Source organism: Streptomyces triticagri (assembly GCF_003429565.1).
GTDB classification, from domain to species: domain Bacteria; phylum Actinomycetota; class Actinomycetes; order Streptomycetales; family Streptomycetaceae; genus Streptomyces; species Streptomyces triticagri.
On sequence record NZ_QUAK01000008.1, the window covers coordinates 23371 to 49665 of the forward strand.

Below are 26295 nucleotides of genomic sequence, written 5' to 3' on the forward strand. Positions count from 1 at the left end.
TTCGGGCATGGACGGGACAGTCACCGCGGTCAGCAGCAACGGCGCGTACTCGTTCACCAAGCCGAACCGGGAGCGGATCACTCTCCTCGCCGGCCTCGGCGTGGACGGTGACGTACACGCCGGAGTCACCGTCAAGCACCGCTCGCGGGTCGCCAAGGACCCCACCCAGCCGAACCTCCGGCAGGTCCACCTCCTTCACGAGGAACTCTTCGCCGAGGTCGCGGCCGCCGGATTCGACGTGGCGCCCGGCGCCCTCGGCGAGAACATCACCACCCGCGGGATCGACCTGCTCGGCCTGCCGGCCGGCACCCTGCTGCGCATCGGCCCGGAGGCGGTCGTGGCGGTGACGGGGCTGCGCAACCCCTGTCGGCAGATCGACGCCTTCCAGGACGGACTGCTCAAGCAGGTCGTGGGGCGGGACGGCAGCGGTGGTGTCGTACGCAAGGCCGGCATCATGAGCGTCGTCGTGGACGGGGGAGTGGTGCACCCGGGCGACGCCGTGGTGGCGGAGCTTCCGGCCGGCCCGCACCGGCCGCTCGACCGGGTCTGACCTGGCGTCGACGTCCCCTCCGGGCGAGTGCGTCACGCTTTCCGTGAGCCCGGTCGACCGTCCGGGGCCGAGCCCGCCGGCGGCCAGTCCGGCGCCGGATCCTCGTCCAGGAGCGGCCGGATCGCGCCGAGCACCGCGCCGATGCAGACGTCGCGCAGCTCGGTCCGGCTGCAGCTCTCCTCGGTCAGCCAGTCGACGCAGAGCACCTGGACGAAGACGAGCCAGCCGTTCAGCACTCCCGACACGGCACGGCGGACGGCGTCGTCCGTGACCGGCAGTACGGCGAGCAGGCGCTCGCGGAGCGCGCCCAGTTCGTCCGTCATGATCGTCTGGATGACACGGTCGCCGGCCAGCACGCGGTTCGCGGCGAGGACCGTGTTGCGGTTCTCCGCGAAGTACTCGATGTGTGCGTCGAGGCCCTGGGTCAGCTGCTCGACGAGGGTGTCCGCGGGGTCGAGCCGGGTCCGCTCGAGGAGCTGCTCGGCCGCCTGCCGGTAGAGCGTGGCGAACAGCTCGCGTTTGCCCGGGAAGTGGCGGTAGAGCAGCGCTCGCGAGATCCCCGCCCGGGTCGCCACCTCCTCCATCAGCACCTCGTCGTACGGCCGCTCGGCGAAGAGTCGGGCGGCGACCGCGAGGATCTGGTCGCGTCGGGCATCGGGCGTCAGTCGCCGGCGAGGAGGCACGAAGCCATGCTACTTGACACGTGTCTATCAGTGACGCCTATGCTGGTAGACACGTGTCAACCAGCTGCAAGGTGATCAGCTGGAGGCAACCGGCTAGCGGCAACCAGCTAGGAGTGTGGCGGTCATGTCTCAGGTCAAGGCATTGCGACTGCTCGCGTCGGTGATGGGCTGGGCCGGTGTGGCGATCGGCCTCTTCCATGTACTGGCAGGAAATCTGGCGATCCCGGGCGCCACGTCGGCGGGGCCCACGGTCGACAGTCTGGGTCGCTTCCTGGGTGCGACCTTCGCGGGGTACGGGCTCGCCTGGCTCTGGGTGGCGCGTCAGTCGCCGATCCCGGCCCTGGCGGTGCGGTGGCTGACGGCGGTGTTCTTCCTCGGCGCGCTCGGCCGGATCCTCTCGCTGGCGGTGGAGGGGCGGCCGCACTGGTTCCAACTCGCCCTCGGTGGCGTCGAACTGGTGGTGTCGCCGATCCTGTTCTGGCTCTCGGGGGCGGACGAGGCCGCGAGCCGGGCCGGGGCGGATCGCCGGCCTGCAGGGTCACTCTGAGGTTCCTGAGTCACCGAAAAGTGCGTTCTTCCACGTCGCGCCACGCTCTCCTACGGTTCTTGAGTAACCAGCAGAGAGCGTGCGGGTGGTGATCCCGCGCCGATTCCGGGCGTGGGAGCTCGGACGTCCGCCCGCGCGCTCTGCCCCGAGGAAGGCGGACGCCATGGCCATCACCCTGATCGATCCCGAGGGGCTGCCCGAAGTCCCGGTGTACCGGCAGGTCTCGGTCGCGACCGGCTCGAGGCTGGTCTTCGTCGCCGGTCAGGTCGCCTGGGACACCGATGGCCGGACCGTCGGTGCGGGCGACCTCGCCGTGCAGGTCGAGCAGGCCTATGTCAATGTCGGCACCGCGCTCGCCGCGGCCGGCGCGAGCTTCGCCGATGTGGCGAAGCTGAACGTCCACGTCGTCGACTGGACGCCCGACCTGATGCCCCGGCTGCTGGCCGGAATCGACCGCGCGGCCGAACGTCTCGGCAGCAGGCCGATGGCGCCCGCCACACTGCTCGGCGTGGCCGCGCTCGATGTGCCCGAGCATCTGGTCGAGGTGGAGGCCGTCGCCGTGCTCGACCGCTGAGGCTCACCGGACTCGGGAGGGTGCCGCTCCGGTGGGTGCGGGGGCGGTGGCGCGGGAGGCGCTGCGTTCCCTGCGCAGGAGGACGACCGCCGCGAGCCCCGCAAGGCAGGGGAGCAGGCCGAGCAGTCCGTAGGAGAGCGGCAGCACCCGGTCGTACGGCGCGGACGCGTACGTCAGGCCGAACAGCGCCAGGCAGCTGCCCGCGGCGAACAGCGTGCCGGCGAGCGCGAGCGCATGGCGTGAGCCGCGGCGGGCCCAGCGGATCGCCCAGAGCCAGCAGGGGATGCCGAGCAGTCCGACGATGCCCAGATAGGCGGTGATCGCCGTGCGGTCCTTGGCCACTTCGGAGGCGGACCAGTGCGGATAGGCGTCGCGGACGTGGCTTGCGATGCTGTCGGCGGTGGCCAGATCGGCGAGTGGAACCACCGCGACTGCGGCGGTGAGCGCAAGGCCCAGATGCATCGCTGTGCGGGAGGTCATGGTCGTCACCCCTTCGGTTCGGTGCGATCGGTTCGGTGTGATTCTTACGTCGTAAATTTCACTGCCAGGCTATATTTACGCCGTAAGAATCGTCAACCGGGATCTCCGGACGCCGACCGGGATCTCCGGACATCGGGACGTGCCGGGATCCGGCAGCGAAGGAGGCGGTGGCATGGCGGCCAGAAGGGCGCGCGGTCACAGTGCAGGGCTGACACGGCAGGTCGTACTCGAAGCGGCCCTGGGTCTCTCCGACCGGGACGGGCTGAAGGCGCTGTCGATGCGCCGGCTCGGCGAGGAGCTGGGCGTGGAGGCGATGGCGCTCTATCACCACGTGCCGAACAAGGACGCACTCCTGGACGGCATGGTCGAGCAGGTGGTGGCCGAGGCCGTGCCCGAGGAGTTCGGGCCCGCCAACTGGCAGGAGGGGCTGCGTACTTACGCGGCGGCGCTGGACGCCGCGCTGGCCGCGCATCCGCAGGTGGTGCCGCTGCTGATGTCCCGGCCGGCGGTCACGCCGCGCAATCTGCAGTTGATGGAGACCGTGGTCGGTGCGCTGCACGGGGCGGGCTTCCCGCTGCGCCGGGCCCTCGATGTGGTGTACGCGGTGACCAGTTTCGTGATCGGCCATGCGGCGGCGCAGGGCGGCGCCGTGGGGGAGGCCGACGGCGAGAGCGCCGACCTCGCTGCAATGGATCCGGAGGCCTATCCGCTCCTGGTGCGTGCGGCGGAGGAGTCGGGTGCGGCACCTGCCGCGGAACGCTTCGACTTCGCCCTGGGCGCCCTGCTGTCCGGGTTCGAGGCGGAGGCGGGACGCCCGGAGCGGGCGGCGGCCGAGGGCTGAGGCGGCCGGGCCTTGCGCCCGACCCCGCGCCCAACTCCGTTGTCAGTGCCTCCGCATAGAGTGAATTCATCACTTCAGCACTCCGGAGGGGGAGCACAGGCGTGTCCGTGAAGAAGATTCAGCACAAGGTGAATCACGTAGCCCTTGTCGTGGACTGTTCGGGTTCCATGCACCCGCATCAGGACCAACTCGTCCGCGTCGTCGACGAATTCGTGGCGGGCCTCAAAGCCGAATCGGACAGCCTCGGTCACGAGACCAGGATCAGCCTCTATTCCTTCGACCACAGAGTGGAAAACCTGGTCTGGGACATGGACGTCAAACACCTCCCGTCCATGCGCGGGTTGTACCGCGTGGAGAACGGCGCGACGGCACTCATCCAGGCATCCCTGAAGTCCCTTGACGACCTCGGCCACATCTGGGAGGAGTACGGCGAGCACAGCTTCCTCCAGATCGTGGTCACGGACGGCGAGGAGAACGCCTCGGGAGGCGACCGCCGGCACGACGGCGACATGACGATCCTCGGCCCCTGGCTCGACCGGATCACGGCCAAGATGGGCGCGCTCCCGGGCCACTGGACCTCGGCGATCCTCGTGCCGAATTCGCTGGCCAAGCGCACGGCCCAGAACTACGGCTTCCCCGCGGGGAACATCGCGATCTGGGACGCAGAGTCCAAGGAGGGCGTCGAGGAGGCGATCGGCACCGTGCGTGCCGCCGCCACCAGCTTCCTGCGCGGCCGCGAGCAGGGCGTGCGCGGCACCAAGAACCTGTTCGCGGTCGGCCAGGACATATCGGTGGACGAGGTGCGGGCCAGCCTCGAGCCGATCCCGGCCGACCGGTACCGCCTCCTGAAGGTCGACAAGGAGGCCGAGATCCGCCCCTTCGTCGACTCGCACCCGGGCGTCACCTACGAACGCGGCGCGTGCTACTACCAATTGGGCGCCCGAGCCCAGGTCCAGGCGAACAAGGAAGTGATAGTCGTCGAGAAGAGCACCGACCGCGCCTATACGGGCGACGCGGCACGCAGCCTTCTTTTCGGTACGGGAATTCAGGGCACGGTCTCGGTGAAGGCGGGGAACAATCCGGACCTCGAGGTCTACGTCCAGAGCCGCTCGGTGAACAGAAAGCTGAAGCCGAACACGCGCCTGCTCATCATGCTCTGAGCGTCGTCCCGGCCGCGGGGCGCGGCGTCGGTGCTCAGGCCCGACGCCGTGCCCGCGGTCATCAGCGCGTCCGGAGTGAGCCGGTCAGCGTGCCACCCGGTAGCGGACGTAGGCGACCCCTGCGCCGATCGTGCGGTTCTCGACGAGTTCGAGATCCACCCGGCGCTCGCTGCGAGGGAAGAACGGGACACCGCCGCCGAGCAGTATCGGATATACCCGGGCCCGGTACTCGTCGATCAGTCCCGCCGCGGCCGCCTGGGACGCGAGAGCCGCGCCGCCGATCGCGATGTCGCCCGTGCCCGGTTCGGCGCGGAGCCGTTCGATCTCCTCGGCGAGGCTGCCGGTCGCGAGGCGGGCATTGCCCTGCACCGCCGACAGCGTTGTGGAGAACACCACCTTCGGGAGCGCCTGCCAGAGAGCGGCGAACTCGCGCGTCGAGAAGTCGAGCGACGGATTCTGCTCGGCGGTCTCCCAGTACAGCATCGTCTCGTACAGCCGCCGGCCGAGGAGATGGACGCCCGCACCGCGCACCTCGTCGGTGGCCAGGCGGAAGACCTCCTCGTCGGGTGCCGCCCAGTCGAAGGAGCCGTCCGGTGCGACGATGCAGCCGTCGGCCGACATGGTCATGGAGTAGGTCACGCTGCGCATCGGGGTCCTCCTCGGTCGGCGGGCGGGCACCGTCAGGCGGGATCGCCGAGTGGCGGGTGCTCGAGCACCCGGGGCCTGTACTCGACGAGTTGGATACCGCCGTCGAAGGTACGGTGCTCGGTCATCTCGAGGGCGACGTCCGGATAGCCGTCGTAGATGCGTTCTGCACCCGTGGCCCCGGTGATCACGGGGAACATCACGACGCGGAACCGGTCGACGAGCCCGGCTCGCAGCAGGGTCCGGCACAGGCTGAGGCTGCCGATCGTGCTGAGCAGCCCCGAACCGTTCGACTTCATGGCGCGGACCGCCTCGACTGCGTCGTCGTGGACAAGGGTGGCGTTGGCCCATGTCAGCGGATCCTCGAGCGAGGAGGAGAACACCACCTTGGAGGCCTGCGTGAGCTCGTCGACGGACGCCTCCTCGTCGGGCCTGAACTCGTCCTGACCGGTCGGGACCTCGCCGGCGGCGAACCCCGACATCAGGCGGTAGGTGTTCGCCCCCATCAGGTACGTGGCCTCGGGCTGATCGGCGAGCCATGCGAGGTACTCCGGGCCCTCGAGGCCCCAGAACCCGGGCCATCCCTCTCCCGATGCGTAGCCGTCGAGGGACGTGATGAAGTCGACGAGAAGCTCAGACATGGCGGTTTCCTCTCAGAGGTGTCAGGAGCTTGGACCGCCCGGAGCCCGCAAACTCATCGGAGAACGCTCGGAGTCCCTCAGAGTTTGCCCGCCATGAGAACCGTGCGATGACCCCCGAGCGCGCGGGCGAGACCTTCGAGGAACTCCGGGTCGAAGTCGGGCCAGTCCCAGAACTCGAAACCGAGATACCCGAAGGCGAAGAAGTGATCCGACCAGGTCCACGCGGTCAGGTCACCGGAGCGTCGGCACAGCGGGCAGACGACTGCCGCGCTGCCTGTGTCGCTCCAGTCGTTGATGGCTGCACCGAAGGGTTCCCATACCCCCTCGATCTCCTCCAGCCGGTCGGTGAAGAAGACCGCCCGCCCGGCACAGTGCGGGCACACCGCGAACCTGGCTTCTCCCTGACCGCAGTTGAACACGGTGCGGTCGGTCTCGATCCTGAGCCCGCCGCCGGGCTCCCAGTCCTTCTGCTCGACCGCCTTGGCCCAGGAGGGACCGGGTGGATGCCCCGACGGCGCCCCGAGAACACAGTCGCTGAGCTCGGCCCGAACCATCCCCTCCTTGACCAGCCAGTCGAGTCCCCCGGCTGCCAGGGTGTGGGCGTCCGCATGCGTGGCGTCGAGGTCGACGACAGTCTGGAAATAGTTCCCCATGGGCAAAGAGTAGAAGCAGCCACCGACAGGCCGGGAGACGCCGGCGGACGAGACTGCCGGCTGATCGGCTCAGTGTGAAGCCGCGAAGCCGTCGGACTGGTCGAGGTGTGACTGAGTGCGTGAGTTGGCCCGACTCACCGAGTACGGCGCTCAGTTGGCAGAGCGGCGTCGGGCCCGCAGGTGTGGCCACGATCTCGACGAGGTCCTCCTGCGCGTCGGGAAGGCCACCGAGAAGCTGGCTACGGATCACCAGGCAGCTGATCGTGCCGTGGATGAGTCCCAGATGGTGCCGGATCTCCCGCCACTTCGGCGGGCAGCTGACCGCCGGTTCAGCTCGTCGTCGCCGCACCGACATCGAACTCCGTGCCGAACGGGTCCGTGATGTTCGCGACCCGCCCGTAGATCATGTCGTAGGGCTCGGCCGAGGTCCCACCCGCGTCGACCGCTCGCCGCGCCGCCGCATCGGCGTCGTCCACCTGGAACAAGGTCCCCCAACGGGACTTGGTGGCCTTTGGGTCACCGGCGATGCCGCCGATCTCGTGGCCATCCGGTCTGCGCAGGAACGTGAAGTCGAGCTCGGGCATGTCCGGGTTGGCATCCAACGTGTAGCCGAAGACCGCGACGTAGAAGTCGCGTGCGGGCCCGGGTTCCGCGGTGACCAGGTCGTTGCGGAGCAGGGCGTTCGGCTCGTTGACGATCTGGCAGCCGATGTGGGTACCGGCCTGCCACAGTCCACACTGTGCACCGGTGGGGTCCCTGATGATCGCCGTCCGGCCCTGGTCCAGCACGTCCATCGGACCGGTGATGATCGAGCCGCCCGCGTCCCGCGCTCGGGCGGCCGCGGCGTCACAGTCATCCGTCGCGAAGTAGACGTTCCACCAGAATTCCGTGGCGTCGGGATCGGGGTTCGGCCTGATGGCGGCGACGGGTCTGCCCCGTAGCAAGCACTGGGTGTAGTGGCCGAACTCCGCCGGTCCCACATCGAACTCCCAACCGAACAACGCGCCGTAGAAGGCCATTGCGCGGTCGAGATCCGGGATGCCAAGGTCGATCCAGGTCGGTGTGCCGGCCGGCTGCTTGGTGGTCAGCTCGCTCATCGTCTCTCCTTGCCGTGTCCCCAGGCCGCGTACCACGGTCGCCAGGTGGGTGATCGGGTCGACCTCGACGACCGCCTGGCGGGATACGCCGGCCTACGGTTCAGACTCCGCGGGCTCGCGGAACTCATCGCCGAGACGACGACGCACCACTTGGACAGCGACCCGCAGCTCAACGCCTGGCCTGGTCCACGACCGAGCATGATCGACTTGTTGCAGTAGCTCACAGCCACACGAGGGCGAACGGCTGTCCCGGCGTCGCGTTGTATAAAACTGCGATGCTGCGTATAGTCATGCCATCGACGAGGAGGAGCCGATGGCAGTACGTGCAGCAGTGGCGGGAGCGAGTGGATACGCGGGTGGGGAACTCCTGCGTCTGCTCCTCGGGCACCCGGATGTCGAGATCGGCACCCTGACCGGCCACTCCAACGCAGGGCAGCGCCTGGGCGCACTGCAGCCCCATCTCGTGCCGCTCGCCGACCGAGTCCTCGAGCCGACCGCGGCCGAGGCGCTCGCCGGACACGACGTCGTCTTCCTCGCGCTGCCGCACGGGCAGTCCGCCGCCGTCGCCGAAGAGCTCGGTCCCGACGTCCTCGTCGTCGACATGGGAGCCGACTTCCGGCTGCAGGACGCGGCCGACTGGGAGAAGTTCTACGGTACGCCGCACGCCGGCACCTGGCCCTACGGGCTTCCCGAACTGCCGGGCGCCCGCGCCGCCCTTGAGGGGTCCAAGCGCATCGCGGTGCCCGGCTGCTACCCGACGGCCGTCTCGCTCGCGCTCGCCCCGGCCTACGCGGCGGGCCTCGCCGAGCCCGAGGCCGTGATCGTCGCGGCCACCGGCACCTCGGGCGCCGGCAAGGCGCTCAAGCCGCATCTGCTCGGCTCCGAGGTGATGGGCTCGGTGTCCCCGTACGGCGTGGGCGGCGTGCACCGGCACACCCCGGAGATGAGCCAGAACCTGAGCGCCGCCGCGGGCGAGCCGGTCACCGTGTCCTTCACCCCGACCCTGGCCCCGATGCCCCGCGGCATCCTCGCCACCTGCAGCGCGAAGGCGGCGCAGGGTGCCACGGCCGAGTCCGTGCGGGCGGCCTACGAGAAGGCCTGCGCCGACGAGCCGTTCGTCCACCTGCTGCCCGAGGGCCAGTGGCCCGCGACCGCATCGGTGTACGGATCCAACGCCGTCCAGATCCAGGTCGTACTGGACGAGACCGCAGGCCGCGTCATCGCCATCAGCGCCATCGACAACCTGACCAAGGGCACCGCCGGCGGGGCCGTCCAGAGCATGAACATCGCCCTCGGCCTGCCCGAGGAGACCGCCCTGCCCGCGACCGGAGTGGCACCGTGAACGCCCCCGGCCACCCGAGCACCACCCCGGCGCGGTACGCCGGAGCGAACGCGGAAGTGAACGAGGAGACACAGTGAGCGTGACGGCAGCAGGAGGCTTCACCGCCTCCGGCATCGCAGCAGGAATCAAGCAGAGCGGGGACGCGGACCTGGCCCTCGTGGTCAACAACGGCCCCCGCCTGGAGGCCGCCGGAGTCTTCACGTCCAACCGCGTCAAGGCGGCGCCGGTCCTGTGGTCGGAGCAGGTCGTCAAGGGCGGTCGTATCTCCGCGGTGATCCTCAACTCCGGTGGCGCCAACGCCTGTACGGGCCCGCAGGGCTTCCAGGACACCCATGCCACGGCCGAGAAAACCGCCGAGGTGCTTCCGGGCCACAGCGCCGGCGAGGTGGCCGTCGCGTCGACGGGGCTCATCGGCGAACTCCTGCCGATGGACAAGCTCCTGCCGGGCGTCGAGAAGGCGGCCGAGGCCCTGTCCGAGCACGGTGGCGAGAAGGCCGCCATCGCGATCAAGACCACCGACACCGTGCACAAGACGGCGGTGGCCGGCGGCGACGGCTGGACCGTCGGAGGCATGGCCAAGGGCGCCGGCATGCTCGCCCCCGGCCTCGCCACCATGCTCGTCGTCCTGACCACCGACGCCGACGTGGACGCGTCCGCACTGGACCGCGCCCTGCGCGACGCCACCCGGACCACCTTCGACCGGGTCGACTCCGACGGCTGCATGTCGACCAACGACACGGTGCTGCTCCTCGCCTCCGGAGCGTCCCGAGTCGCTCCGGAGTACGAGGAGTTCGCCGAGGCGGTACGGACGGTCTGCGCCGACCTCGCACGTCAGCTGATCGGGGACGCCGAAGGGGCGAGCAAGGACATCCGCATCGAGGTGATCAACGCCGCGAGCGAGGACGACGCCGTCGAGGTGGGCCGCTCCATCGCCCGCAACAACCTCCTCAAGTGCGCGATCCACGGCGAGGACCCCAACTGGGGCCGCGTCCTCTCGGCGATCGGCACCACCTCCGCCGCCTTCGACCCGGATCGGCTCAACGTGGCCATCAACGACGTGTGGGTCTGCAAGAACGGCTCGGTCGGCGAGGACCGCACCGGCGTCGACATGCGCTTCCGTGAGGTCAGGATCACCGCCGACCTGGCCGCAGGAGACACCGAACCGGTGGTCGTCTGGGCCAACGACCTCACCGCCGACTACGTCCACGAGAACAGCGCGTACAGCTCATGAGCACCCGTAAGCACACCGCACTGCCCAAGGCGCAGACCCTCATCGAGGCACTGCCCTGGCTGACCCGGCACCACGGCAGGACGGTCGTCATCAAGTTCGGCGGCAACGCCATGATCGACGAGGACCTCAAGGCCGCCTTCGCCCAGGACGTCGTCTTCCTCAGGCATGCCGGCCTGAAGCCGGTCGTGGTGCACGGCGGTGGGCCGCAGATCAGCGCCCAGCTCGACCGGCACGGCCTGGTCAGCGAGTTCAAGGCGGGCCTCAGGGTCACCACGCCCGAGGCCATGGACGTGGTCCGTATGGTGCTCGCCGGCCAGGTGCAGCGCGAGCTGGTCGGCCTGCTCAACGAGCACGGCCCGCTCGCCGTCGGCCTCACCGGCGAGGACGCCCACACCATCACCGCGACCAAGCACCAGCCGCGTATCGAGGGAGAGTTGGTCGACATCGGCCGGGTCGGTGAGATCACTGCCATCGACACCGGCGCCATCGAGGCCCTGCTCGCCGACGGCCGTATCCCGGTCGTCTCCTCCATCGCCCGCTCCGAGGACGACGGACATGTCTACAACGTCAATGCTGATACGGCGGCTGCGGCACTCGCTGCGGCACTTGATGCCGAGACCCTGATGGTCCTCACCGATGTCGAGGGCCTTTACGAGGACTGGCCGAACAGCGACGAGGTGATCAGCCGCCTCACCGCGAAGGAACTCGAGAAACTGCTCCCGGAGCTGGCGAGCGGCATGGTCCCGAAGATGGAGGGCTGCCTGCACGCCGTACGCAACGGAGTGCACACGGCCCGCGTGATCGACGGACGGGTGCAGCACTCGATCCTCCTCGAGATCTTCACCGACGAAGGCATCGGCACCATGGTCGTGCCCGACGCCGACCCCACGAGCAAAGGTGTGGACGCATGACGACCACCGGGAACGCCACCTACGCGAAGCGGTGGCAGGACTCCCTGATGAACACCTACGGGACTCCGCAGCTCACTCTGGAGCGCGGCGAGGGCACCAAGGTCTGGGACGCCGACGGCACCGAATACACCGACTTCGTCGGCGGCATCGCGGTGAACGCACTCGGGCACGCCCACCCCGCGGTCGTCCGCGCGGTCAGTGACCAGATCGCGACCCTGGGCCAGATCTCCAACTACTTCGCCGCCGAGCCGACCGTCGCGCTCGCCGAGCGGCTGCTGCAGCACTTCGGGCGCCCGGGCAGGGTCTTCTTCTGCAACTCCGGCACCGAGGCGATGGAGGCGGCCTTCAAGATCGGCCGCCTGACCGGGCGTTCGCACCTGGTGGCGGCGCAGGGCGGCTTCCACGGCCGGACGATGGGCGCCCTGTCGCTCACCGGCCAGGACGACAAGCGGACGCCCTTCGTCCCGCTGCCGGGCGATGTGACGCATGTGCCGTACGGGGACGTGGAGGCGCTGCGCGCCGCGGTGACCGAGGACACCGCGCTCGTGGTGCTCGAGCCGATCCAGGGCGAGATCGGTGTGCTGCCGCCGCCGCCCGGCTATCTGCGGGCGGCCCGGGAGATCACCGAGGCGACCGGCACCCTCCTGGTCCTCGACGAGGTGCAGACCGGCATCGGCAGGACGGGCCAGTGGTTCGAGCACCAGGCCCACGACGGGGTGCTCCCCGATGTCGTCACGCTGGCCAAGGGCCTCGGCGGCGGGCTGCCGATCGGTGCCACGGTGGCCTTCGGCGCGGCTGCCGATCTGCTGAAGCCCGGCAATCACGGCACGACGTTCGGCGGCAATCCGGTCGCCTGCGCGGCGGGCCTCGCCGTACTCGACACCATCGCCGAGGAAGGGCTGCTCGACCACGTCAAGCGGGCCGGCGAGCGGCTGCGCGGCGGAATCGAGGGCATCGGCCACCCGCTCGTCGCCCAAGTCCGCGGCGCCGGACTGCTGCTGGGTATGGTGCTCACCGAACCGCTGGCCCCGCAGGTGCGGGCGGCGGCTCAGGACGCGGGGTTCCTGGTGAATGTGGCGGCGCCCGACGTCGTCCGGCTGATGCCGGCGCTGACGATCGGCGACGACGACGTGGACGCGCTGCTGCGGGCCCTGCCCGGCGTCCTCGACCAGGCCCAGGACGCCGCGGCGGCCGAGCGGGCCGCGCAGGCCGGACAGGCCGACGGGGAAGGATGATCCGGAGAATGGGACGACGATGAGCCTGCAGGAGAACGAGCAAGCCGGGCCGGCGGTGCCGCAGACGCGCACCGCCCGCCACCGCCGGATCGTGGACATCCTCAACCGGCAGGCGGTGCGCTCCCAGAGCCAGTTGGCGAAGCTGCTCGCCGACGACGGCCTGACCGTCACCCAGGCCACGCTCTCGCGCGACCTGGACGAACTCAACGCGGTCAAGATCCGCAACAACGACGGCGACCTGATCTACGCGGTGCCGAGCGAGGGCGGATTCCGCACCCCGCGGGCCCCGCTCGGCGAGTCGGCGAAGGAGGAGCGGATGCGGCGCCTCTCCGCTGAGCTGCTGATCTCCGCGGAGGCCTCGGCGAATCTCGTGGTGCTGCGTACGCCGCCGGGGGCTGCGCAGTTCCTGGCCTCGGCCATCGATCAGGCCGAGCTGCACGACATCCTCGGCACCATCGCGGGCGACGACACCCTCATGCTCATCAGCCGGGAGCCGGACGGCGGCCAGGCGCTCGCCGACCACATGCTGCATCTGGCGCAGGACACGCGCTGACCTGCATGGAAGGGCCCGTTCCGGACACCTCGTGAGGGGGTGCGGGACGGGCCCTGCGCGCGTCGTGGGGAGGATGGACGACAGCGGCAGATTGACGATTCATGCGGAGTAATGCATAATCATGCATGCATGGAGCGTCAAGATCGCGAGGAGCACGAGTTGAGCAGCAACACCGGTGATGTCCGGCTCTGGGGCGGCCGTTTCGCGGACGGCCCCGCCGAAGCCCTGGCGAAACTGTCCGCGTCCGTCCACTTCGACTGGCGTCTCGCCCCGTACGACATCGCGGGTTCCCGTGCCCACGCGCGCGTGCTCAACGCAGCAGGTCTGCTGACCGCCGAGGAGCTGGATGCCATGCTCGCCGGGCTCGACCGGCTCGAGCGGGATGTCGAGGACGGCTCGTTCACCGGCACCATCGCCGACGAGGACGTGCACACCGCCCTCGAGCGGGGCCTGCTCGAGCGGCTGGGCCCCGACCTCGGCGGCAAGCTGCGCGCCGGCCGCTCGCGCAACGACCAGGTCGCCACGCTGTTCAAGATGTATCTGCGCGACCACGCCCGGATCATCGGCGGACTGCTCGCCGAACTGCAGGGCGCCCTCGTGGGTCTCGCCGAGGCCCACCCGGATGTGGCGATGCCGGGGCGTACGCATCTGCAGCACGCCCAGCCCGTACTCTTCGCGCACCATGTGCTCGCGCACGTCCAGTCGCTGTCCCGGGACGCCGAGCGGCTGCGGCAGTGGGACGAGCGGACCGCCGTCTCGCCGTACGGCTCCGGGGCGCTCGCCGGCTCCTCGCTCGGCCTCGACCCGCAGGCCGTGGCGGCGGACCTCGGCTTCGAGCACGGCTCGGCGGGCAACTCGATCGACGGCACGGCCGCGCGCGACTTCGTCGCCGAATTCGCCTTCATCACCGCCATGATCGGCGTGAACCTCTCCCGGATCGCCGAAGAGGTGATCATCTGGAACACGAAGGAGTTCTCCTTCGTGACCCTGCACGACGCCTTCTCGACCGGCTCCTCGATCATGCCGCAGAAGAAGAACCCCGACATCGCCGAGCTGGCGCGGGGCAAGTCCGGCCGGCTGATCGGCAATCTGACCGGCCTGCTGGCCACGCTGAAGGCGCTGCCGCTCGCGTACAACCGCGATCTGCAGGAGGACAAGGAGCCGGTCTTCGACTCCTGCGACCAACTCGAGGTCCTGCTGCCCGCGTTCACCGGGATGATGGCGACGCTGACGGTCCACCGCGAGCGGATGGAGGAGCTGGCGCCCGCGGGCTTCTCGCTCGCCACGGACATCGCGGAGTGGCTGGTCAAGCAAGGCGTGCCGTTCCGCGTCGCGCACGAGGTCGCGGGGGAGTGCGTCAAGGAGTGCGAGGCGAACGGGATCGAGCTGGACGAGCTCACCGACGCCCAGTTCGCCAAGATCTCGCCGCATCTCACGCCGGAGGTCCGCAGCGTGCTCGATGTCCCGGGTGCGCTCGCCTCCCGCAGCGGCCGCGGCGGCACTGCGCCCTCGGCGGTCGCGGCCCAACTGGCCGAGGTCAAGCAGGACTTGGATCTGCAGAAGGCCTGGGCGGAGGCCAAGAAGTAGCCCCCTCGACGGCACGGTTCACCCGCTGAGCCGCAACGGCCCGGTCACCGCTGAGGTGGCCGGGCCGTCGTCAGTTCGGCGACGATCCCGGCGATCCGCCGCTCGCGGGTGTCCGCGCGCTTGGCCGAGGTGACGGCTTCCGCGCGTTCGCGCCGTCTGCTGTAGGAGAGCGCGGCGAACGCCTCGGTCGCGCCCGGGTGCTGCCCCAGGGCCCGGGCGAGGTCCTCGGGGACCTCGACGGTGCGCTCCGCGAGATCCAGGGCGATGGTCACCTCGCAGGTGTCGCCGGCCCGGACGCCGGCGGCCTCGCGATTGACCGCGCTGAGCGGCAGCATGTACTCGCCGCCGTACACGGCCACCGTGCTGCGGTACGTATGGGGTCCGACGGTCACCAGGACTCGTGGGCGCTTGCCCTGGCCGAGCGCTTCGACGGCCTCCGCGGGCACCCGGAACCCGGTGGCGGTCTTGTCGCCCAGCTCGATACGCGTCGTGAAGGTCTCCGGCGCCATGGCTGCCTCCCGCTTCCCCCGCTTCGGTGGAGTTCCCACGCGTGTGCAGGGCCGACCCTAGCCGCATATTGGATGAGACATCTATGTCTCATTCGGGTTATGGTCGTCTCATGACGACCGATCGAGAGCAGGTGCTCGAGTCCGCGGCCGCCCTCCTCACCCGGAAGGCCACCGCGACGATGGACGAGGTGGCGCGGGCCGCCGGCATCAGCCGGGCCACCCTGCACCGTCTCTTCGCCGGGCGCGACACCTTGGTGCGGGCGATCGAGGACATGAGCCTGCGGCGCTTCGAGGAGGCGCTGGACGCCGCCCGGCTGGACGAGGACGAGGCGTCCGACGCGCTGCGCCGGCTGGTCGCCGAGGCCGAGCCCGTCGCGGGCGTACTCGCCTTCCTGATCACCGAGAACCAGCTCTTCGAGGCCGAGGGCATGAACGAGGGCTGGGACCGGATCGACGACCGCGTCTCGGCGCTGTTCCGCCGAGGCCAGGAGTCGGGCGAGTTCCGGATCGACCTCACGCCTGCTTGGCTCACCGACGCCCTGTACGGGCTGATCAGTTCGGGCGCCTGGTCGGTGCAGGACGGGCGGCTCGCCGCCAAGGACTTCCAGTACATGATCGTCGAGCTGCTGCTCGGCGGCGCACGACGGAGCGTGAAGCGATGACCGGCATCAAGGAGCGTACGACCGCGGACGAGGGGGCTCTGCACCGCCCCGGACGCTGGATCGCGCTGGCCGTTCTGGTGCTCGCCGTCCTCCTGGTCGCCGTGGACGCGACCGTGCTGGCGCTCGCCACCCCGTACATCAGCGAGGACTTGAAGCCCTCGGGCACCCAGCTGCTGTGGATCGGTGACGTCTACTCGTTCGTCATCGCCGGACTCCTGGTCTCCATGGGCAGCCTGGGCGACCGCATCGGGCGCAAGAAGCTGCTGCTCACCGGCGCCGCCGCCTTCGGCGCGGTGTCACTTCTGAACGCGTACGCCACCACGCCCGAGCTGATGATCCTCGCGCGGGCGCTGCTCGGCGTGGCCGGCGCGACCCTGATGCCGTCCACGCTCGCGCTGATCCGGAACATCTTCCACGACCCGCGGGAGCGCTCGGTCGCCATCGGGATCTGGGGCGCTGCCGCGTCGGCCGGTGCGGCGGTCGGCCCGGTCGTCGGCGGATTCCTGCTTGAGCACTTCTGGTGGGGCAGCGTCTTCCTGATCAACCTGCCCGTGATGGCGGTCCTCGTGGTCGTCGGCGTCAAGCTGCTGCCCGAGTCGAAGAACCCGTCGCCCGGCCCCTGGGATCTGCCCAGCGTCGGCCTGTCCCTGATCGGCATGGTCGCGGTGGTCTACGCGATCAAGGAGGCCGCCGCGCACGGCATGCGCTGGGACGTCGCGGCGACCGCGGTGCTCGGCGTGCTGGCCCTGGTCTGGTTCGTACGCCGGCAGCGGGCGCTCGATGCGCCGCTGCTCGATGTGCAGCTGTTCCGCAACAAGGGCTTCTCCGGCGCCGTGCTCGCCGACCTCCTGACCATCCTCGGACTCTCCGGCCTGATCTTCTTCCTGTCGCAGTTCCTGCAGCTGGTCCAGGGCCGGCAGCCGCTGGAGGCGGGGCTCGCCGAACTGCCCGCCGCGGTGGGCGCGGTGACCGCCGGTCTGCTCGCCGGCCGTGCCGCCCGACGCTTCTCGGTACGGCTCGTGGTGGCCGGCGGCCTGGCGGCGGTGGGCCTCTCGCTCGCCGTGCTGACCATGCTCAGCCGGACCACGGGCTATCCGCTGCTCGGCGCGGTGCTGCTCGTGGTCGGCATCGGAGCCGGCTTCGCCTTCACCGTGACCGCCGACGTGATCCTTTCCAGCGTGCCCAAGGAGCAGGCGGGCGCGGCATCCGCGGTCTCGGAGACGGCGTACGAACTCGGCACGGCGCTCGGTATCGCCCTGCTCGGATCCATCGTGACCGGCATCTACCGGGACTTCGGCGCCCCGGACGGAATTCCGGGCCAGGCCGTGGAGGCCGCCCGCGAGTCGCTCGGCGGGGCGGTGGAATCGGCGCGCGCACTGCCCGCCGCCCAGGCCGCCGAACTGCTCGGGACCGCCCAGAGCGCCTTCGTGGACGGACTGCGGGTGGCGGCAGGCGTGGGCGCGGCCGTGCTGCTCGCCGCCTCAGTCGCCGCCTGGTTCCTGCTGCGCGACAGCCGCCTCGAGGACGGCGTCGAGCATCTGTGAGCCGCGGGGGAGGAGACCGTCAGGCGGCCTTGGCCTTCGTGGCGTACATGTCCACGTACTCCTGACCGGACAGCGTCATGACCTCGCTCATCACCGAGTCGGTCACGGCCCGCAGCACGTAGCGGTCGCGGCCCATGCCCTCGTAGCGGGAGAACTCCATCGGCTCGCCGAAGCGGACCGTCACCCGGCCCGGCCGGGGCAGCCCGGCGCCGCCCGGCTGGAGCTTGTCCGTACCGATGATGGCGAACGGCACCACCGGGGCGCCGGTCATCAGGGTCAGCCGGGCGATGCCGGTACGGCCGCGGTAGAGGCGGCCGTCGGGCGAGCGGGTGCCCTCCGGGTAGATGCTGAACACCTTGCCCTCGTCGAGGACGCGGCGCCCCGTCATCAGGGCGGCCGCTCCGCCGCGCCCGCCGTCGCGGTCCACCGGGATCATTCCGCAGCCGGTGAAGAACCAGGCCATCAGGCGGCCCTTGATTCCCTTGCCGGTGACGTACTCGTCCTTGCCGATGAAGAAGACCTGCCGGTTGCAGAACAGCGGCATGATCATCGAGTCGATGAACGTCAGGTGGTTGCCCGCGAGGATCACGGGGCCGGTGGCCGGAATGTTCTCCACGCCCTCCACCCGTGGTCGGAACATCAGGCGCAGGACCGGTCCGAGTACTGCCTTGATGAACGCAAAGCGGGACAACTAGCCCTCCGGTGTCAAGCAGCGGGGATGAGGTATGTGCAGGTGAGGACGATACTCGCGGGCCCGCACCGATTGCACATCGGGTTCACGGAGCGGATACGCAGTGTTGACCTGTCTTTGCACTGTGTTCGTCCAAGGGTCTCCCCGTCGTCATGCGTAGCGTCCTAGCATCGGTCACCCGCTTTGACAGGTGCGGGACATGTCGCGTCCGCGGCCGCGGACGGCGATCCGGGAGGAGACCCATGACGCAGGGCACGACGAAGGAGCAGCAGCCGGGCACAGGACCGGGGCGGCGCGCACTTCTGGGGGCCGCGGTCCTCGGTGCAGGTGGCGCGGCGCTCGGGCTGCCCGGCACGGCGAGAGCCGCCGAGCGAGGGCGCGGCCACTCCCACGACGATCTGCCGGTGCCCCTGGTCGTCGCCCACCGCGGTACGAGCGGCTATCGCCCCGAGCACACGCTCGGCTCGTACCAGCTCGCGCTCGACATGGGCGCGCACGTCATCGAGCAGGATCTGGTGCCCACCAAGGACGGCCATCTCGTATGCCGTCATGAGAACGACATCACCGGCACCACCGATGTCGCCGACCACCCGGAGTTCGCCGGCCGCAAGACCACCAAGTCCGTGGACGGCGTCTCGCTGACCGGCTGGTTCACCGAGGACTTCACGCTCGCGGAGCTGCAGACGCTGCGCGCGAAGGAGCGGATCCCCGAGAACCGGCAGCGCAACACGATCTTCGACGGCCGCTGGTCCGTGCCCACCTTCGAGGAGGTCCTGCAGTGGGCCGAGAAGGAGGGCAGGAAGCGCGGCCGCCGCATCTGGCTGCACGTCGAGACCAAGCACCCCACGTACTTCCGGAAGCTCGGCCTCGGCCTCGAGGAGCCGCTGGTCAAGCTGCTGCGCAAGTACGGCCGGCACAAGAAGAACTCGCCGACGTTCCTGCAGTCCTTCGAGCCGTCCAGCATCGAGCGCCTCGGCAAGCTGGTGGACGGCCCGCTGGTCGTGCTGCTCGGCGACGCCGACACCCAGCCCTGGGACTTCGTCGAGGCGGGCGACCCGCGCACGGTCGCCGACCTGATCACCCCCGAGGGCCTTGAGTGGATCGCCTCCTTCGCGCAGGGCATCGGGCCGACCCTCGACCTGATCATCCCGAAGGACGAGGACGGCAAGCTCCTGGAGCCGACCACGCTGGTACGGGACGCACACGCCCAGAAGCTCGTGCTGCACCCGTACACCTTCCGCAACGAGAACACCTTCCTGCCCGCCGACTACCGGCGCGGCACGGACCCGAACGCCTACGGCGACGTCTTCGGCGCGCTCAAGGCCTATCTCGACACCGGGATCGACGGGATCTTCTCCGACAACCCGGACACGGCGCTGCTCGCGGCGGCCGAGATCGGGGGCCGCTGACCCCGCGCCGTCCAGGGCGGGGCGGCAGTGTGTCACCGTCCTGCCCCTCCTTCACCGTTCGGGATGAGCTTCGGGCGCTGCCGGAAACCTGCCGCCCCGCCCGCTCGTCAAGATCGGCATGACCCGAGCGAAATCCCTCCTGCCGGCCGGCCTCGCGAGCCTGCACCCACTGCTCAGGGCCGAGGCGGCCGCCGAAGCCGCCGCGGCCGGCATCGATCCCGGCGACCTCGAACAGACCGTGTGGCTGCGGCTGTTCGAGCGCGCCGGCGCGGGAGATCCGGTCACCGATGCACCGCGGTGGATGCGTGCGGCGGTACGGGCCGAGGCGCGGATCGCCCGGCGCCGGGCCCGCCGCGAGGTGCCGTACGCCGACGAGGGGCAGCCGGCGGGACCCGCCGGGGGTCACGGTCCGGAGCGTCTCGCGCTCGCCGCCGAGCAGGGCCGGGTCATCCGGGCGGCGGTACGCAGGCTCCCCGGCCGCTGCCCCCGGCTGCTCGGCGCCCTGCTGTCCCCGCAGGACCTCACCTACCGCGAAATCGCAGGGCAGTTGGGAATGTCACAGGGCAGCCTGGGGCCGGAACGTTCCCGATGCCTGGGATGCCTGCGCAGAATGCTCGCGGCGGAGGTTGCGCCGCACGGCCCATGGGGAACAGTGCGGGGTAGGCAACCGGTGGACAGGTGAGCGAGAGGCATGCACACATGGGCATCAGCGTGACCATCTCTGCGGCGACCGAGCAGGACGCCGAACAGATCCTGAAGCTGCAGTTCCTCTGCTACCAGAGCGAGGCGGAGCTGTACGGCGACTACACGATCGAGCCGCTCACCGAGCCGCTCGACTCGATCAAGGGCGAGCTGACCGCCGGCGGCGTGCTGGTCGCCCGCCTCGGCGACGAGGTGGTGGCCGCCGTCCGCGGCAGCGTCGATCCCGACGGCACCGCCCGGATCAACAAGCTGATCGTCCATCCCCGGATGCAGCGGCACGGGCTCGGCGGCCGGCTGCTCATCGCCATCGAGCAGCGGCTCGGCGGCTCGTCCACGGTCAAGCGCTTCCAGCTCTTCACCGGCCACCGCAGCGAGAACAACCTGCAGCTCTACCGCAAGCACGGCTACGCCCCGGTCTCCACCGAGGTCGTCAACGGCCGCCTCACCCTGATCACGCTCACCAAGGACGCCGCCCCCGCCGCGCCGTCCGCCTACGCGGCGAGCGCCTGAGTCCTGGCCCTCCGCAGCCAGTACATCGCGGTCACCGGCAGCAGTACGGGGATGAACACGTACCCCATCCCGTAGTCGGACCAGACCGTGGCGTCCGGGAACGCGGAGGGCTCGACCAGCGTCCAGGTGCCCACGATCAGCACACCGGCCAGCTCCGCCGCACAGCAGGCGAAGGCCGCCCTGCGGGCCTTCTCTCCGCCGCGGACCAGGGTGTACGTGATGAACGCGTAGACCAGGGCGGCGAGCGCCGACAGCGAATAGGCGAGCGGCGCCCGGTCGAGCTCCGTGGACATCTGGTAGACGGAGCGCGACAGTGCGCCCACCACCATGACCCCGTACAGCCAGAGCAGCAGTAGGCCGGGGCCGGTGATCAGGCGGGAGCGGGTGCTGCCTTTCGATGCGCCCGCGGGACCGTTCGCCTCGTCGGCCGTCCCGGACTTCTCGGATCCGTCCGTCATCTCAGCCTCCCCAGATGTCGTGCAGCCGGACTTCGAGTACGGCGAGCACCACGGCACCCGCCGCCACGGTCACCGAGCCCCACCGGGTGCGCTCCGCGAGCGACAGGAAGCCTGCCGCCGGAATGCACGCCGCCGAGCCGACGAGATACGCGACGAAAATCACGGTGCCCTGCTCCGGCTCTTCACCCCGCGCCAACTGCACGATTCCCACGATCAGTTGGACGATCGCAAGGAGCGACACCACGGCCATGCCGATGAAGTGCCAGTCCTTGGTGGGCTGATCGCGCCAGGCGGCGAAGCCGCACCACGCGGCGAGCACGAGCGCGGCCACACCGGTCGCGATCGTCAGGGCGGTAAGCATGCCGCGAGCCTATTACGGGACGAATGGCCCGATGCGCGCGGCCCCGGACGCCCCGTAGGGTCGGGGACCATGAAGATCCACGCCGAAGCCCTGCTGTTCGACAACGACGGAACCCTGATCTCCTCCATGGAGTCCGTCTATCGCTGCTGGACCCGTCTGGCGCAGGAGTACGGCGTCACCGAGGCGATGGCCTCGACCGATCTGCACGGCCGGCCCGCCGCGGAGATCCTCGCCGAGGTGCTCCCCGCCGAGCAGGTCCCCGAAGCCGTCGCCCGTATCGAGCGGCTCGAGGTGGAGGACGTGGCCGGTGGGGTCGTACTGCTGCCCGGGACCAAGGAACTTTTGCAGAAGCTGCCCGCCGACCGCTGGGCCGTCGTCACCTCCGCCACCCGACCGCTCGCCTCCGCCCGACTCCACGAGGTCGGCATCGACTTCCCCACGATGATCGCCGCGAACGACATCACGCGCGGCAAGCCCGACCCCGAGCCGTTCCTGCTCGCAGCCGAGCGCCTCGGCGTCGACCCGGCGCGCTGCGTGGTCTTCGAGGACGCCCCCGCCGGGCTCGCCTCCGGCCGTGCGGCCGGCATGCGGACCGTGGCCTTGACCACAACGCACCGGGCCGACCAGCTCACCGCCGATGTCGTCGTACCCGATCTCTCCGCGGTGTCCGTGCAGGTTACGGACGACGGGGTGGATATCACCACCGAGGGCTGAGCAAACTCGCGGGGCGTCCGGGTGCCGGGCGCCCCGCGTCCGTTATGCGGACGCCGTTGATCGGCTCGTCGTGCCGTCTGTTTTACTGGGGGACATGACCACGACGAGCAACCGCATCCCTGCGACCGAGGCGTACACCGCGCCCGGTGCTCGTTGTATGTGTCGAATGCGCGCCTTCTGAGGGCCCCCGCACCCCCGCCTCGCGCCCCGAAGCGAGACCGCGAGCCGTGTCAGGACAGCACTTCCCGTCCGACCGAGCCTGCCCCGCGTACGCGCCGATCGCCTTCCCCGCACCGATCCCGGGGAGCACTCCGCCTGCGCGCCCGAGAAGACGAACGCCCCCGTGCCCGGTGCACACCGCGCCGCGCACTCGACAGTGACGGAAACCCAGTGATCACCACTACGGGCCTGACCAAGGTCTACCGCTCCCGCGGCCGCGAGGTCACCGCCCTCGACGGCGTCGATCTGCATGTGCGGGAGGGCGAGGTGTACGGCGTCATCGGCCAGAGCGGCGCCGGCAAGTCCTCGCTCATCCGCTGCGTCAATCTCCTGGAGAAGCCCACCGCCGGCACCGTGACCGTGGACGGCGTCGACCTCACCGCACTGGCCGGCCGCGGCCAGCGGGCCGGCCGGGAACTGCGCGAGGCGCGCAGCCGTATCGGTATGGTCTTCCAGCACTTCAACCTGCTGTCCTCGCGGACCGTGCAGGACAACGTCGAGCTCCCCCTGGAGATCCTCGGCAAGTCCGGCCGCGAGCGCAGCCGCAAGGCACTCGAACTCCTCGACCTGGTCGGCCTCGCCGACAAGGCGAAGAGCTACCCGAGCCAGCTCTCCGGCGGCCAGAAGCAGCGCGTCGGCATCGCCCGCGCCCTGGCCGGCGACCCCAAGGTGCTGCTCTCCGACGAGGCCACCAGCGCCCTCGACCCGGAGACCACCCGCTCCATCCTGGAGCTCCTGCGCGACCTCAACCGCCAGCTCGGCCTCACCGTGCTGCTCATCACCCACGAGATGGACGTCGTGAAGACCATCTGCGACTCGGCCGCCCTGATGGAACACGGCAGGATCGTGGAGTCCGGGACCGTGGACGAGCTCCTCGCCACCCCCGGCTCCGAACTGGCCGCCGCCCTCTTCCCGGTCAGCGGCGAGGCGTCCGGCGACGAGCGCACCGTGGTCGACGTGACCTTCCACGGCGAGGCCGCCACCCAGCCGGTCATCTCCCAGCTCTCCCGTACGTACAACATCGACATCTCGATCCTGGGCGCCGCGATGGACACCGTCGCGGGCCGGCAGGTCGGGCGGATGCGCATCGAACTGCCCGGAGCCTTCGAGGAGAACGTCGTGCCGATCGGCTTCCTGCGCGAGCAGGGCCTGCAGGTCGAGGTGGCCGGACACGACGGCGAGGCCGCGCCCCGGCTCGCCGAATCGGCACCCCAGCTCGTCAAGGAGGGCGTCAAGTGACCTGGTCGGAGATGCAGCCGCTGCTGGAGCAGGCCTGTTGGGACACCCTCTACATGGTCGGCTGGTCCACCCTGATCGCCGTCGTCGGCGGACTGCCGCTCGGCGTGCTCCTGGTCCTCACCGACCGCGGCGGGCTGCTGCAGAACACGGTCGTCAACAAGGTGATCGGGCAGATCGTGAACATCGCGCGGTCGATGCCCTTCATCATCCTGATGGTCGCCCTGATGTCCTTCACCCGATGGATCACCGGCACCACGATCGGCGTCGAGGCCGCGATCGTGCCGCTGGCCATCGGTGCCATCCCGTTCTTCGCGCGACTCGTGGAGACCGCGGTGCGCGAGGTGGACCACGGACTCGTCGAGGCCGTACAGGCAATGGGCGGCAACACCTGGACCGTCGTACGCAAGGTCCTGATCCCCGAGTCGCTGCCCTCGCTGATCTCCAGCGCCACCACCACGATCGTGGTGCTCATCGGCTACTCCGCGATGGCCGGCACCGTGGGTGCGGGCGGTCTCGGTGACATCGCCGTCCGCTACGGCTACCAGCGCTTCGAGACCGGGATGATGTGGATCACCGTCGGCGTGCTCGCCGTGGTCATCTCCGCCATCCAGTTCGCCGGAGACCTCGCGGCCCGCTCCCTCGCGCGGCGCGGACGCGGCTCCACCGTCCCCAAGCTGCGGCTGCTGCGCACCCCCGCACCGGCCGCCGTCGAGCCCACCAAGGCTTCCTGAACCCGGCACCTCCGGGCTTCCCGATCCGCCCCGACACCCGCTTCGGGGTCGTACCACCCATGGAGAAAGGCACTTTTCGTGCGTAACACCACCAAGATCACCGCTGCTGTCCTCACCGCCGGAGCCCTCACCCTCGGGCTCAGCGCCTGCGGCTCCGACTCCGGCTCCGGCGACTCCGACGGTCCGCTGACCGTCGCCGCCAGCCCCACCCCGCACGCCAAGATCCTCAACTATGTCAAGGACAATCTGGCGAAAAAGGAAGGGCTCGAGCTCGAGGTCAAGGAGTTCACCGACTACGTCCTGCCGAACACGGCCACCCAGGACGGCTCCGTCGACGCCAACTTCTTCCAGCACAAGCCGTACCTCGAGGACTTCAACGAGAAGAACAAGACGGACATCGTCCCGCTCGTCGACGTCCACCTCGAGCCGCTCGCCGTGTACTCGCAGAAGATCAAGGACCTGGACGGCCTCAAGAAGGGCGCCACCGTCGCCCTGCCGAATGACACCACCAACGAGGCGCGCGCCCTCCAGCTCCTCGACAAGAACGGCCTGATCACCCTCAAGGACGGCGCCGGCGAGAGCGCCACCCCGAAGGACATCGCCAAGAACCCCAAGAACATCCAGTTCAAGGAGCTCGAGGCGGCCCAGGTCCCGCGCTCGCTCGGCGATGTCGACGCCGCGGTCATCAACGGCAACTACGCCGTCGAGTCCAAGCTCAGCCCGGCCGAGGACGCCCTCGTGCAGGAGGCGGCCAAGGGCAACCCGTACAACAATCTCCTCGCCGTCAAGAAGGGCAACGAGAACGACCCCCGCGTGAAGAAGCTCGCGAAGCTGCTGAACTCGCCCGAGGTCAAGAAGTACATCGAGGACGAGTTCGACGGCGCCGTCATCCCGGCGTTCTGAAGCGGGACTTGAGTCCCGGGGCCGCCGGGCGCGCCCCGCGACCCGCTCGCAACGAGCCGTCTACCACAGGGTCCGCACCGCTCAAGGTGCGGACCCTGTGGTGCAGTTATGCGCGTGCATGCTGCATGCTGGGCACTTCAGCAGCCTGTAGCGACGGAGCGGCGCGATGACGACCACCTTCCCGGACATCTCCATCAGCACCGATCGGCTGGTGCTGCGACCGTTCGAGGACGTGGACATCGACGCCTGCACCGAGATGATGAACGACGAGCTGATCACGTCCTGGACCACGGTGCCGCAGCCCTACACACGGGACGACGCCCAGGAGTGGATCACCCGTCAGGCGCCCGCCGAGCGCTCCCGGGGCCGCGGAATCGTCTTTGCCGTCACCGAGTTCCTCACCCAGCGCCTCGTCGGCGTCGTGCGCCTCAGCCACACCGACTGGCGGGTGCGGTCCGCCGAACTCTCCTACCTGATCGCCCCCTGGGCGCGCGGCGAGGGGTACGCGAGCGAGGCCGCCCTCGCCACCGTGCAGTGGCTCTTCGACGACCAGCGCTTCGAGCGCGTCGAACTGCGCACCGCCGCCGACAACACCGCGGCCCAGCAGGTCGCCCAGAAGATCGGCTGCATCAGCGAGGGAGTCCTCAGGGGCGCCTGGATAGCGCGGGCCAGGGACGGCGGCGGTGAGTGGAGCGAGTTCCGTACGGACCTCATCGTCTGGAGCCTGCTGCCCGAAGACCTCGACGGCGTCAGCGAGCAGTTCGCGGAAGCCTCCGGATACACGTCCTTCCCGGAATGGAACTGACCCGCTGTCCGGAGGCGAACCGTTCCGACTGCCCGGAGGGGCCCCGTTCCGACTGCCCCGAGGGGACCGATCCGACGCCGGCCCTGACACGATCCGTGGCCCTGGCAG

At 69.9% G+C, this 26295-nt stretch carries 32 protein-coding genes; 22 read left to right on the forward strand and 10 right to left on the reverse strand.

Annotated features, from left to right (window positions below; all coding sequences use genetic code 11):
• The first annotated feature begins 7 nt into the window (after positions 1 to 7).
• Entirely contained in the window at positions 8 to 550 is a 543-nt protein-coding gene (locus DY218_RS00930) for an MOSC domain-containing protein (protein ID WP_128553932.1), read from the forward strand.
• A gap of 32 nt (positions 551 to 582) precedes the next feature.
• Here the strand turns inward: DY218_RS00930 and DY218_RS00935 are convergent, their stop codons facing one another.
• A complete protein-coding gene (locus DY218_RS00935) occupies positions 583 to 1233 on the reverse strand; it encodes a TetR/AcrR family transcriptional regulator (protein WP_128553931.1) in 651 nt (216 codons plus the stop codon).
• Positions 1234 to 1357: 124 nt separating this feature from the next.
• Between DY218_RS00935 and DY218_RS00940 the strand changes: the two genes are divergently transcribed.
• A complete protein-coding gene (locus DY218_RS00940) occupies positions 1358 to 1780 on the forward strand; it encodes a DUF4345 domain-containing protein (RefSeq protein ID WP_128553930.1) in 423 nt (140 codons plus the stop codon).
• A 163-nt stretch (positions 1781 to 1943) separates the two neighbouring features.
• On the forward strand, positions 1944 to 2354 hold the full coding sequence (locus DY218_RS00945; RefSeq protein ID WP_128553929.1) for a RidA family protein: 411 nt from the start codon (positions 1944 to 1946) through the stop codon (positions 2352 to 2354).
• A gap of 3 nt (positions 2355 to 2357) precedes the next feature.
• On the opposite strand, the gene DY218_RS00950 is transcribed toward DY218_RS00945, so the two are convergent.
• Entirely contained in the window at positions 2358 to 2834 is a 477-nt protein-coding gene (locus DY218_RS00950; RefSeq protein WP_128553928.1) for a hypothetical protein, read from the reverse strand.
• 172 nt (positions 2835 to 3006) lie between these two features.
• Here DY218_RS00950 and DY218_RS00955 point away from each other — a divergent pair, with 172 nt between their 5' ends.
• Together DY218_RS00955 and DY218_RS00960 are read left to right on the forward strand one after the other, a co-directional pair.
• Positions 3007 to 3675: a TetR/AcrR family transcriptional regulator C-terminal domain-containing protein gene (locus DY218_RS00955; protein ID WP_128553927.1), complete on the forward strand. Its 669-nt coding sequence runs from the start codon at positions 3007 to 3009 to the stop codon at positions 3673 to 3675.
• Positions 3676 to 3776: 101 nt separating this feature from the next.
• Entirely contained in the window at positions 3777 to 4835 is a 1059-nt protein-coding gene (locus DY218_RS00960) for a vWA domain-containing protein (protein WP_128553926.1), read from the forward strand.
• A gap of 84 nt (positions 4836 to 4919) precedes the next feature.
• Here DY218_RS00960 and DY218_RS00965 read toward each other — a convergent pair whose 3' ends face one another.
• From DY218_RS00965 to DY218_RS00980, 4 genes are all read right to left on the reverse strand, one after another.
• Positions 4920 to 5483 (reverse strand): dihydrofolate reductase family protein, encoded by a 564-nt coding sequence (locus tag DY218_RS00965; protein ID WP_128553925.1) that lies wholly within the window; start codon positions 5481 to 5483, stop codon positions 4920 to 4922.
• A 32-nt stretch (positions 5484 to 5515) separates the two neighbouring features.
• A complete protein-coding gene (locus DY218_RS00970; protein WP_128553924.1) occupies positions 5516 to 6121 on the reverse strand; it encodes a dihydrofolate reductase family protein in 606 nt (201 codons plus the stop codon).
• 77 nt (positions 6122 to 6198) lie between these two features.
• Entirely contained in the window at positions 6199 to 6774 is a 576-nt protein-coding gene (locus DY218_RS00975; RefSeq protein ID WP_128553923.1) for a hypothetical protein, read from the reverse strand.
• A gap of 329 nt (positions 6775 to 7103) precedes the next feature.
• Positions 7104 to 7871 carry a VOC family protein gene (locus DY218_RS00980; protein ID WP_128553922.1) on the reverse strand — a complete coding sequence of 256 codons (768 nt, stop codon included), beginning with the start codon at positions 7869 to 7871 and terminating at the stop codon, positions 7104 to 7106.
• A 45-nt stretch (positions 7872 to 7916) separates the two neighbouring features.
• Between DY218_RS00980 and DY218_RS34095 the strand changes: the two genes are divergently transcribed.
• From DY218_RS34095 to argH, 7 genes are all read left to right on the forward strand, one after another.
• Positions 7917 to 8090 carry a hypothetical protein gene (locus DY218_RS34095; RefSeq protein ID WP_158573946.1) on the forward strand — a complete coding sequence of 58 codons (174 nt, stop codon included), beginning with the start codon at positions 7917 to 7919 and terminating at the stop codon, positions 8088 to 8090.
• A gap of 94 nt (positions 8091 to 8184) precedes the next feature.
• Positions 8185 to 9213 (forward strand): N-acetyl-gamma-glutamyl-phosphate reductase, encoded by a 1029-nt coding sequence (gene argC / locus DY218_RS00985; protein ID WP_128553921.1) that lies wholly within the window; start codon positions 8185 to 8187, stop codon positions 9211 to 9213.
• A 73-nt stretch (positions 9214 to 9286) separates the two neighbouring features.
• Positions 9287 to 10444, forward strand: a complete 1158-nt coding sequence (gene argJ / locus DY218_RS00990; protein ID WP_128553920.1) for a bifunctional glutamate N-acetyltransferase/amino-acid acetyltransferase ArgJ — start codon at positions 9287 to 9289, stop codon at positions 10442 to 10444.
• Positions 10441 to 11355 (forward strand): acetylglutamate kinase, encoded by a 915-nt coding sequence (gene argB, locus DY218_RS00995; protein WP_128553919.1) that lies wholly within the window; start codon positions 10441 to 10443, stop codon positions 11353 to 11355. Before argJ ends, argB begins: the two co-directional genes overlap by 4 nt.
• Complete coding sequence (locus DY218_RS01000) at positions 11352 to 12590, forward strand: acetylornithine transaminase (protein ID WP_128553918.1); 1239 nt, start codon at positions 11352 to 11354, stop codon at positions 12588 to 12590. Before argB ends, DY218_RS01000 begins: the two co-directional genes overlap by 4 nt.
• Before the next feature lie 19 nt (positions 12591 to 12609).
• Positions 12610 to 13143 (forward strand): arginine repressor, encoded by a 534-nt coding sequence (locus tag DY218_RS01005; protein ID WP_128553917.1) that lies wholly within the window; start codon positions 12610 to 12612, stop codon positions 13141 to 13143.
• A 159-nt stretch (positions 13144 to 13302) separates the two neighbouring features.
• The gene (gene argH, locus DY218_RS01010; protein ID WP_128553955.1) at positions 13303 to 14730 is read left to right on the forward strand and encodes an argininosuccinate lyase; all 1428 of its coding nucleotides are present in this window, start codon (positions 13303 to 13305) and stop codon (positions 14728 to 14730) included.
• Positions 14731 to 14774: 44 nt separating this feature from the next.
• Here argH and DY218_RS01015 read toward each other — a convergent pair whose 3' ends face one another.
• Complete coding sequence (locus tag DY218_RS01015; protein WP_128553916.1) at positions 14775 to 15239, reverse strand: YdeI/OmpD-associated family protein; 465 nt, start codon at positions 15237 to 15239, stop codon at positions 14775 to 14777.
• Positions 15240 to 15349: 110 nt separating this feature from the next.
• On the opposite strand from DY218_RS01015, the gene DY218_RS01020 reads away from it, so the two are divergent.
• Both DY218_RS01020 and DY218_RS01025 read left to right on the forward strand, forming a co-directional pair.
• A complete protein-coding gene (locus tag DY218_RS01020) occupies positions 15350 to 15901 on the forward strand; it encodes a TetR/AcrR family transcriptional regulator (protein WP_128553915.1) in 552 nt (183 codons plus the stop codon).
• Positions 15898 to 17445, forward strand: coding sequence for an MFS transporter (locus tag DY218_RS01025; protein ID WP_128553914.1), 1548 nt, complete (start codon positions 15898 to 15900; stop codon positions 17443 to 17445). Before DY218_RS01020 ends, DY218_RS01025 begins: the two co-directional genes overlap by 4 nt.
• 19 nt (positions 17446 to 17464) lie before the next feature.
• Here the strand turns inward: DY218_RS01025 and DY218_RS01030 are convergent, their stop codons facing one another.
• On the reverse strand, positions 17465 to 18136 hold the full coding sequence (locus tag DY218_RS01030) for a lysophospholipid acyltransferase family protein (RefSeq protein WP_128553913.1): 672 nt from the start codon (positions 18134 to 18136) through the stop codon (positions 17465 to 17467).
• A 242-nt stretch (positions 18137 to 18378) separates the two neighbouring features.
• On the opposite strand from DY218_RS01030, the gene DY218_RS01035 reads away from it, so the two are divergent.
• The 3 genes from DY218_RS01035 to DY218_RS01045 all read left to right on the forward strand — a co-directional run bounded on the left by DY218_RS01035 (position 18379) and on the right by DY218_RS01045 (position 20757).
• Positions 18379 to 19545 carry a glycerophosphodiester phosphodiesterase gene (locus DY218_RS01035; protein ID WP_128553912.1) on the forward strand — a complete coding sequence of 389 codons (1167 nt, stop codon included), beginning with the start codon at positions 18379 to 18381 and terminating at the stop codon, positions 19543 to 19545.
• Between the two features lie 118 nt (positions 19546 to 19663).
• Complete coding sequence (locus DY218_RS01040) at positions 19664 to 20227, forward strand: RNA polymerase sigma factor (protein WP_128553911.1); 564 nt, start codon at positions 19664 to 19666, stop codon at positions 20225 to 20227.
• Positions 20228 to 20244: 17 nt separating this feature from the next.
• On the forward strand, positions 20245 to 20757 hold the full coding sequence (locus DY218_RS01045) for a GNAT family N-acetyltransferase (protein WP_128553953.1): 513 nt from the start codon (positions 20245 to 20247) through the stop codon (positions 20755 to 20757).
• On the opposite strand, the gene DY218_RS01050 is transcribed toward DY218_RS01045, so the two are convergent.
• Both DY218_RS01050 and DY218_RS01055 read right to left on the reverse strand, forming a co-directional pair.
• A complete protein-coding gene (locus DY218_RS01050; RefSeq protein WP_233521282.1) occupies positions 20739 to 21215 on the reverse strand; it encodes a hypothetical protein in 477 nt (158 codons plus the stop codon). The two genes, DY218_RS01045 and DY218_RS01050, sit on opposite strands and share 19 nt — an antisense overlap.
• A gap of 1 nt (position 21216) precedes the next feature.
• A complete protein-coding gene (locus tag DY218_RS01055; protein ID WP_128553910.1) occupies positions 21217 to 21576 on the reverse strand; it encodes a hypothetical protein in 360 nt (119 codons plus the stop codon).
• A gap of 69 nt (positions 21577 to 21645) precedes the next feature.
• Between DY218_RS01055 and DY218_RS01060 the strand changes: the two genes are divergently transcribed.
• From DY218_RS01060 to DY218_RS01080, 5 genes are all read left to right on the forward strand, one after another.
• Positions 21646 to 22290, forward strand: a complete 645-nt coding sequence (locus DY218_RS01060) for an HAD family hydrolase (RefSeq protein WP_128553909.1) — start codon at positions 21646 to 21648, stop codon at positions 22288 to 22290.
• Between the two features lie 390 nt (positions 22291 to 22680).
• Positions 22681 to 23748 carry a methionine ABC transporter ATP-binding protein gene (locus tag DY218_RS01065; RefSeq protein ID WP_233521281.1) on the forward strand — a complete coding sequence of 356 codons (1068 nt, stop codon included), beginning with the start codon at positions 22681 to 22683 and terminating at the stop codon, positions 23746 to 23748.
• Positions 23745 to 24479 (forward strand): methionine ABC transporter permease, encoded by a 735-nt coding sequence (locus tag DY218_RS01070; RefSeq protein ID WP_128553908.1) that lies wholly within the window; start codon positions 23745 to 23747, stop codon positions 24477 to 24479. Before DY218_RS01065 ends, DY218_RS01070 begins: the two co-directional genes overlap by 4 nt.
• 78 nt (positions 24480 to 24557) lie before the next feature.
• A complete protein-coding gene (locus tag DY218_RS01075) occupies positions 24558 to 25382 on the forward strand; it encodes a MetQ/NlpA family ABC transporter substrate-binding protein (RefSeq protein ID WP_128553907.1) in 825 nt (274 codons plus the stop codon).
• A gap of 166 nt (positions 25383 to 25548) precedes the next feature.
• Positions 25549 to 26187: a GNAT family N-acetyltransferase gene (locus DY218_RS01080; RefSeq protein WP_128553906.1), complete on the forward strand. Its 639-nt coding sequence runs from the start codon at positions 25549 to 25551 to the stop codon at positions 26185 to 26187.
• Positions 26188 to 26295: the final 108 nt, after the last annotated feature.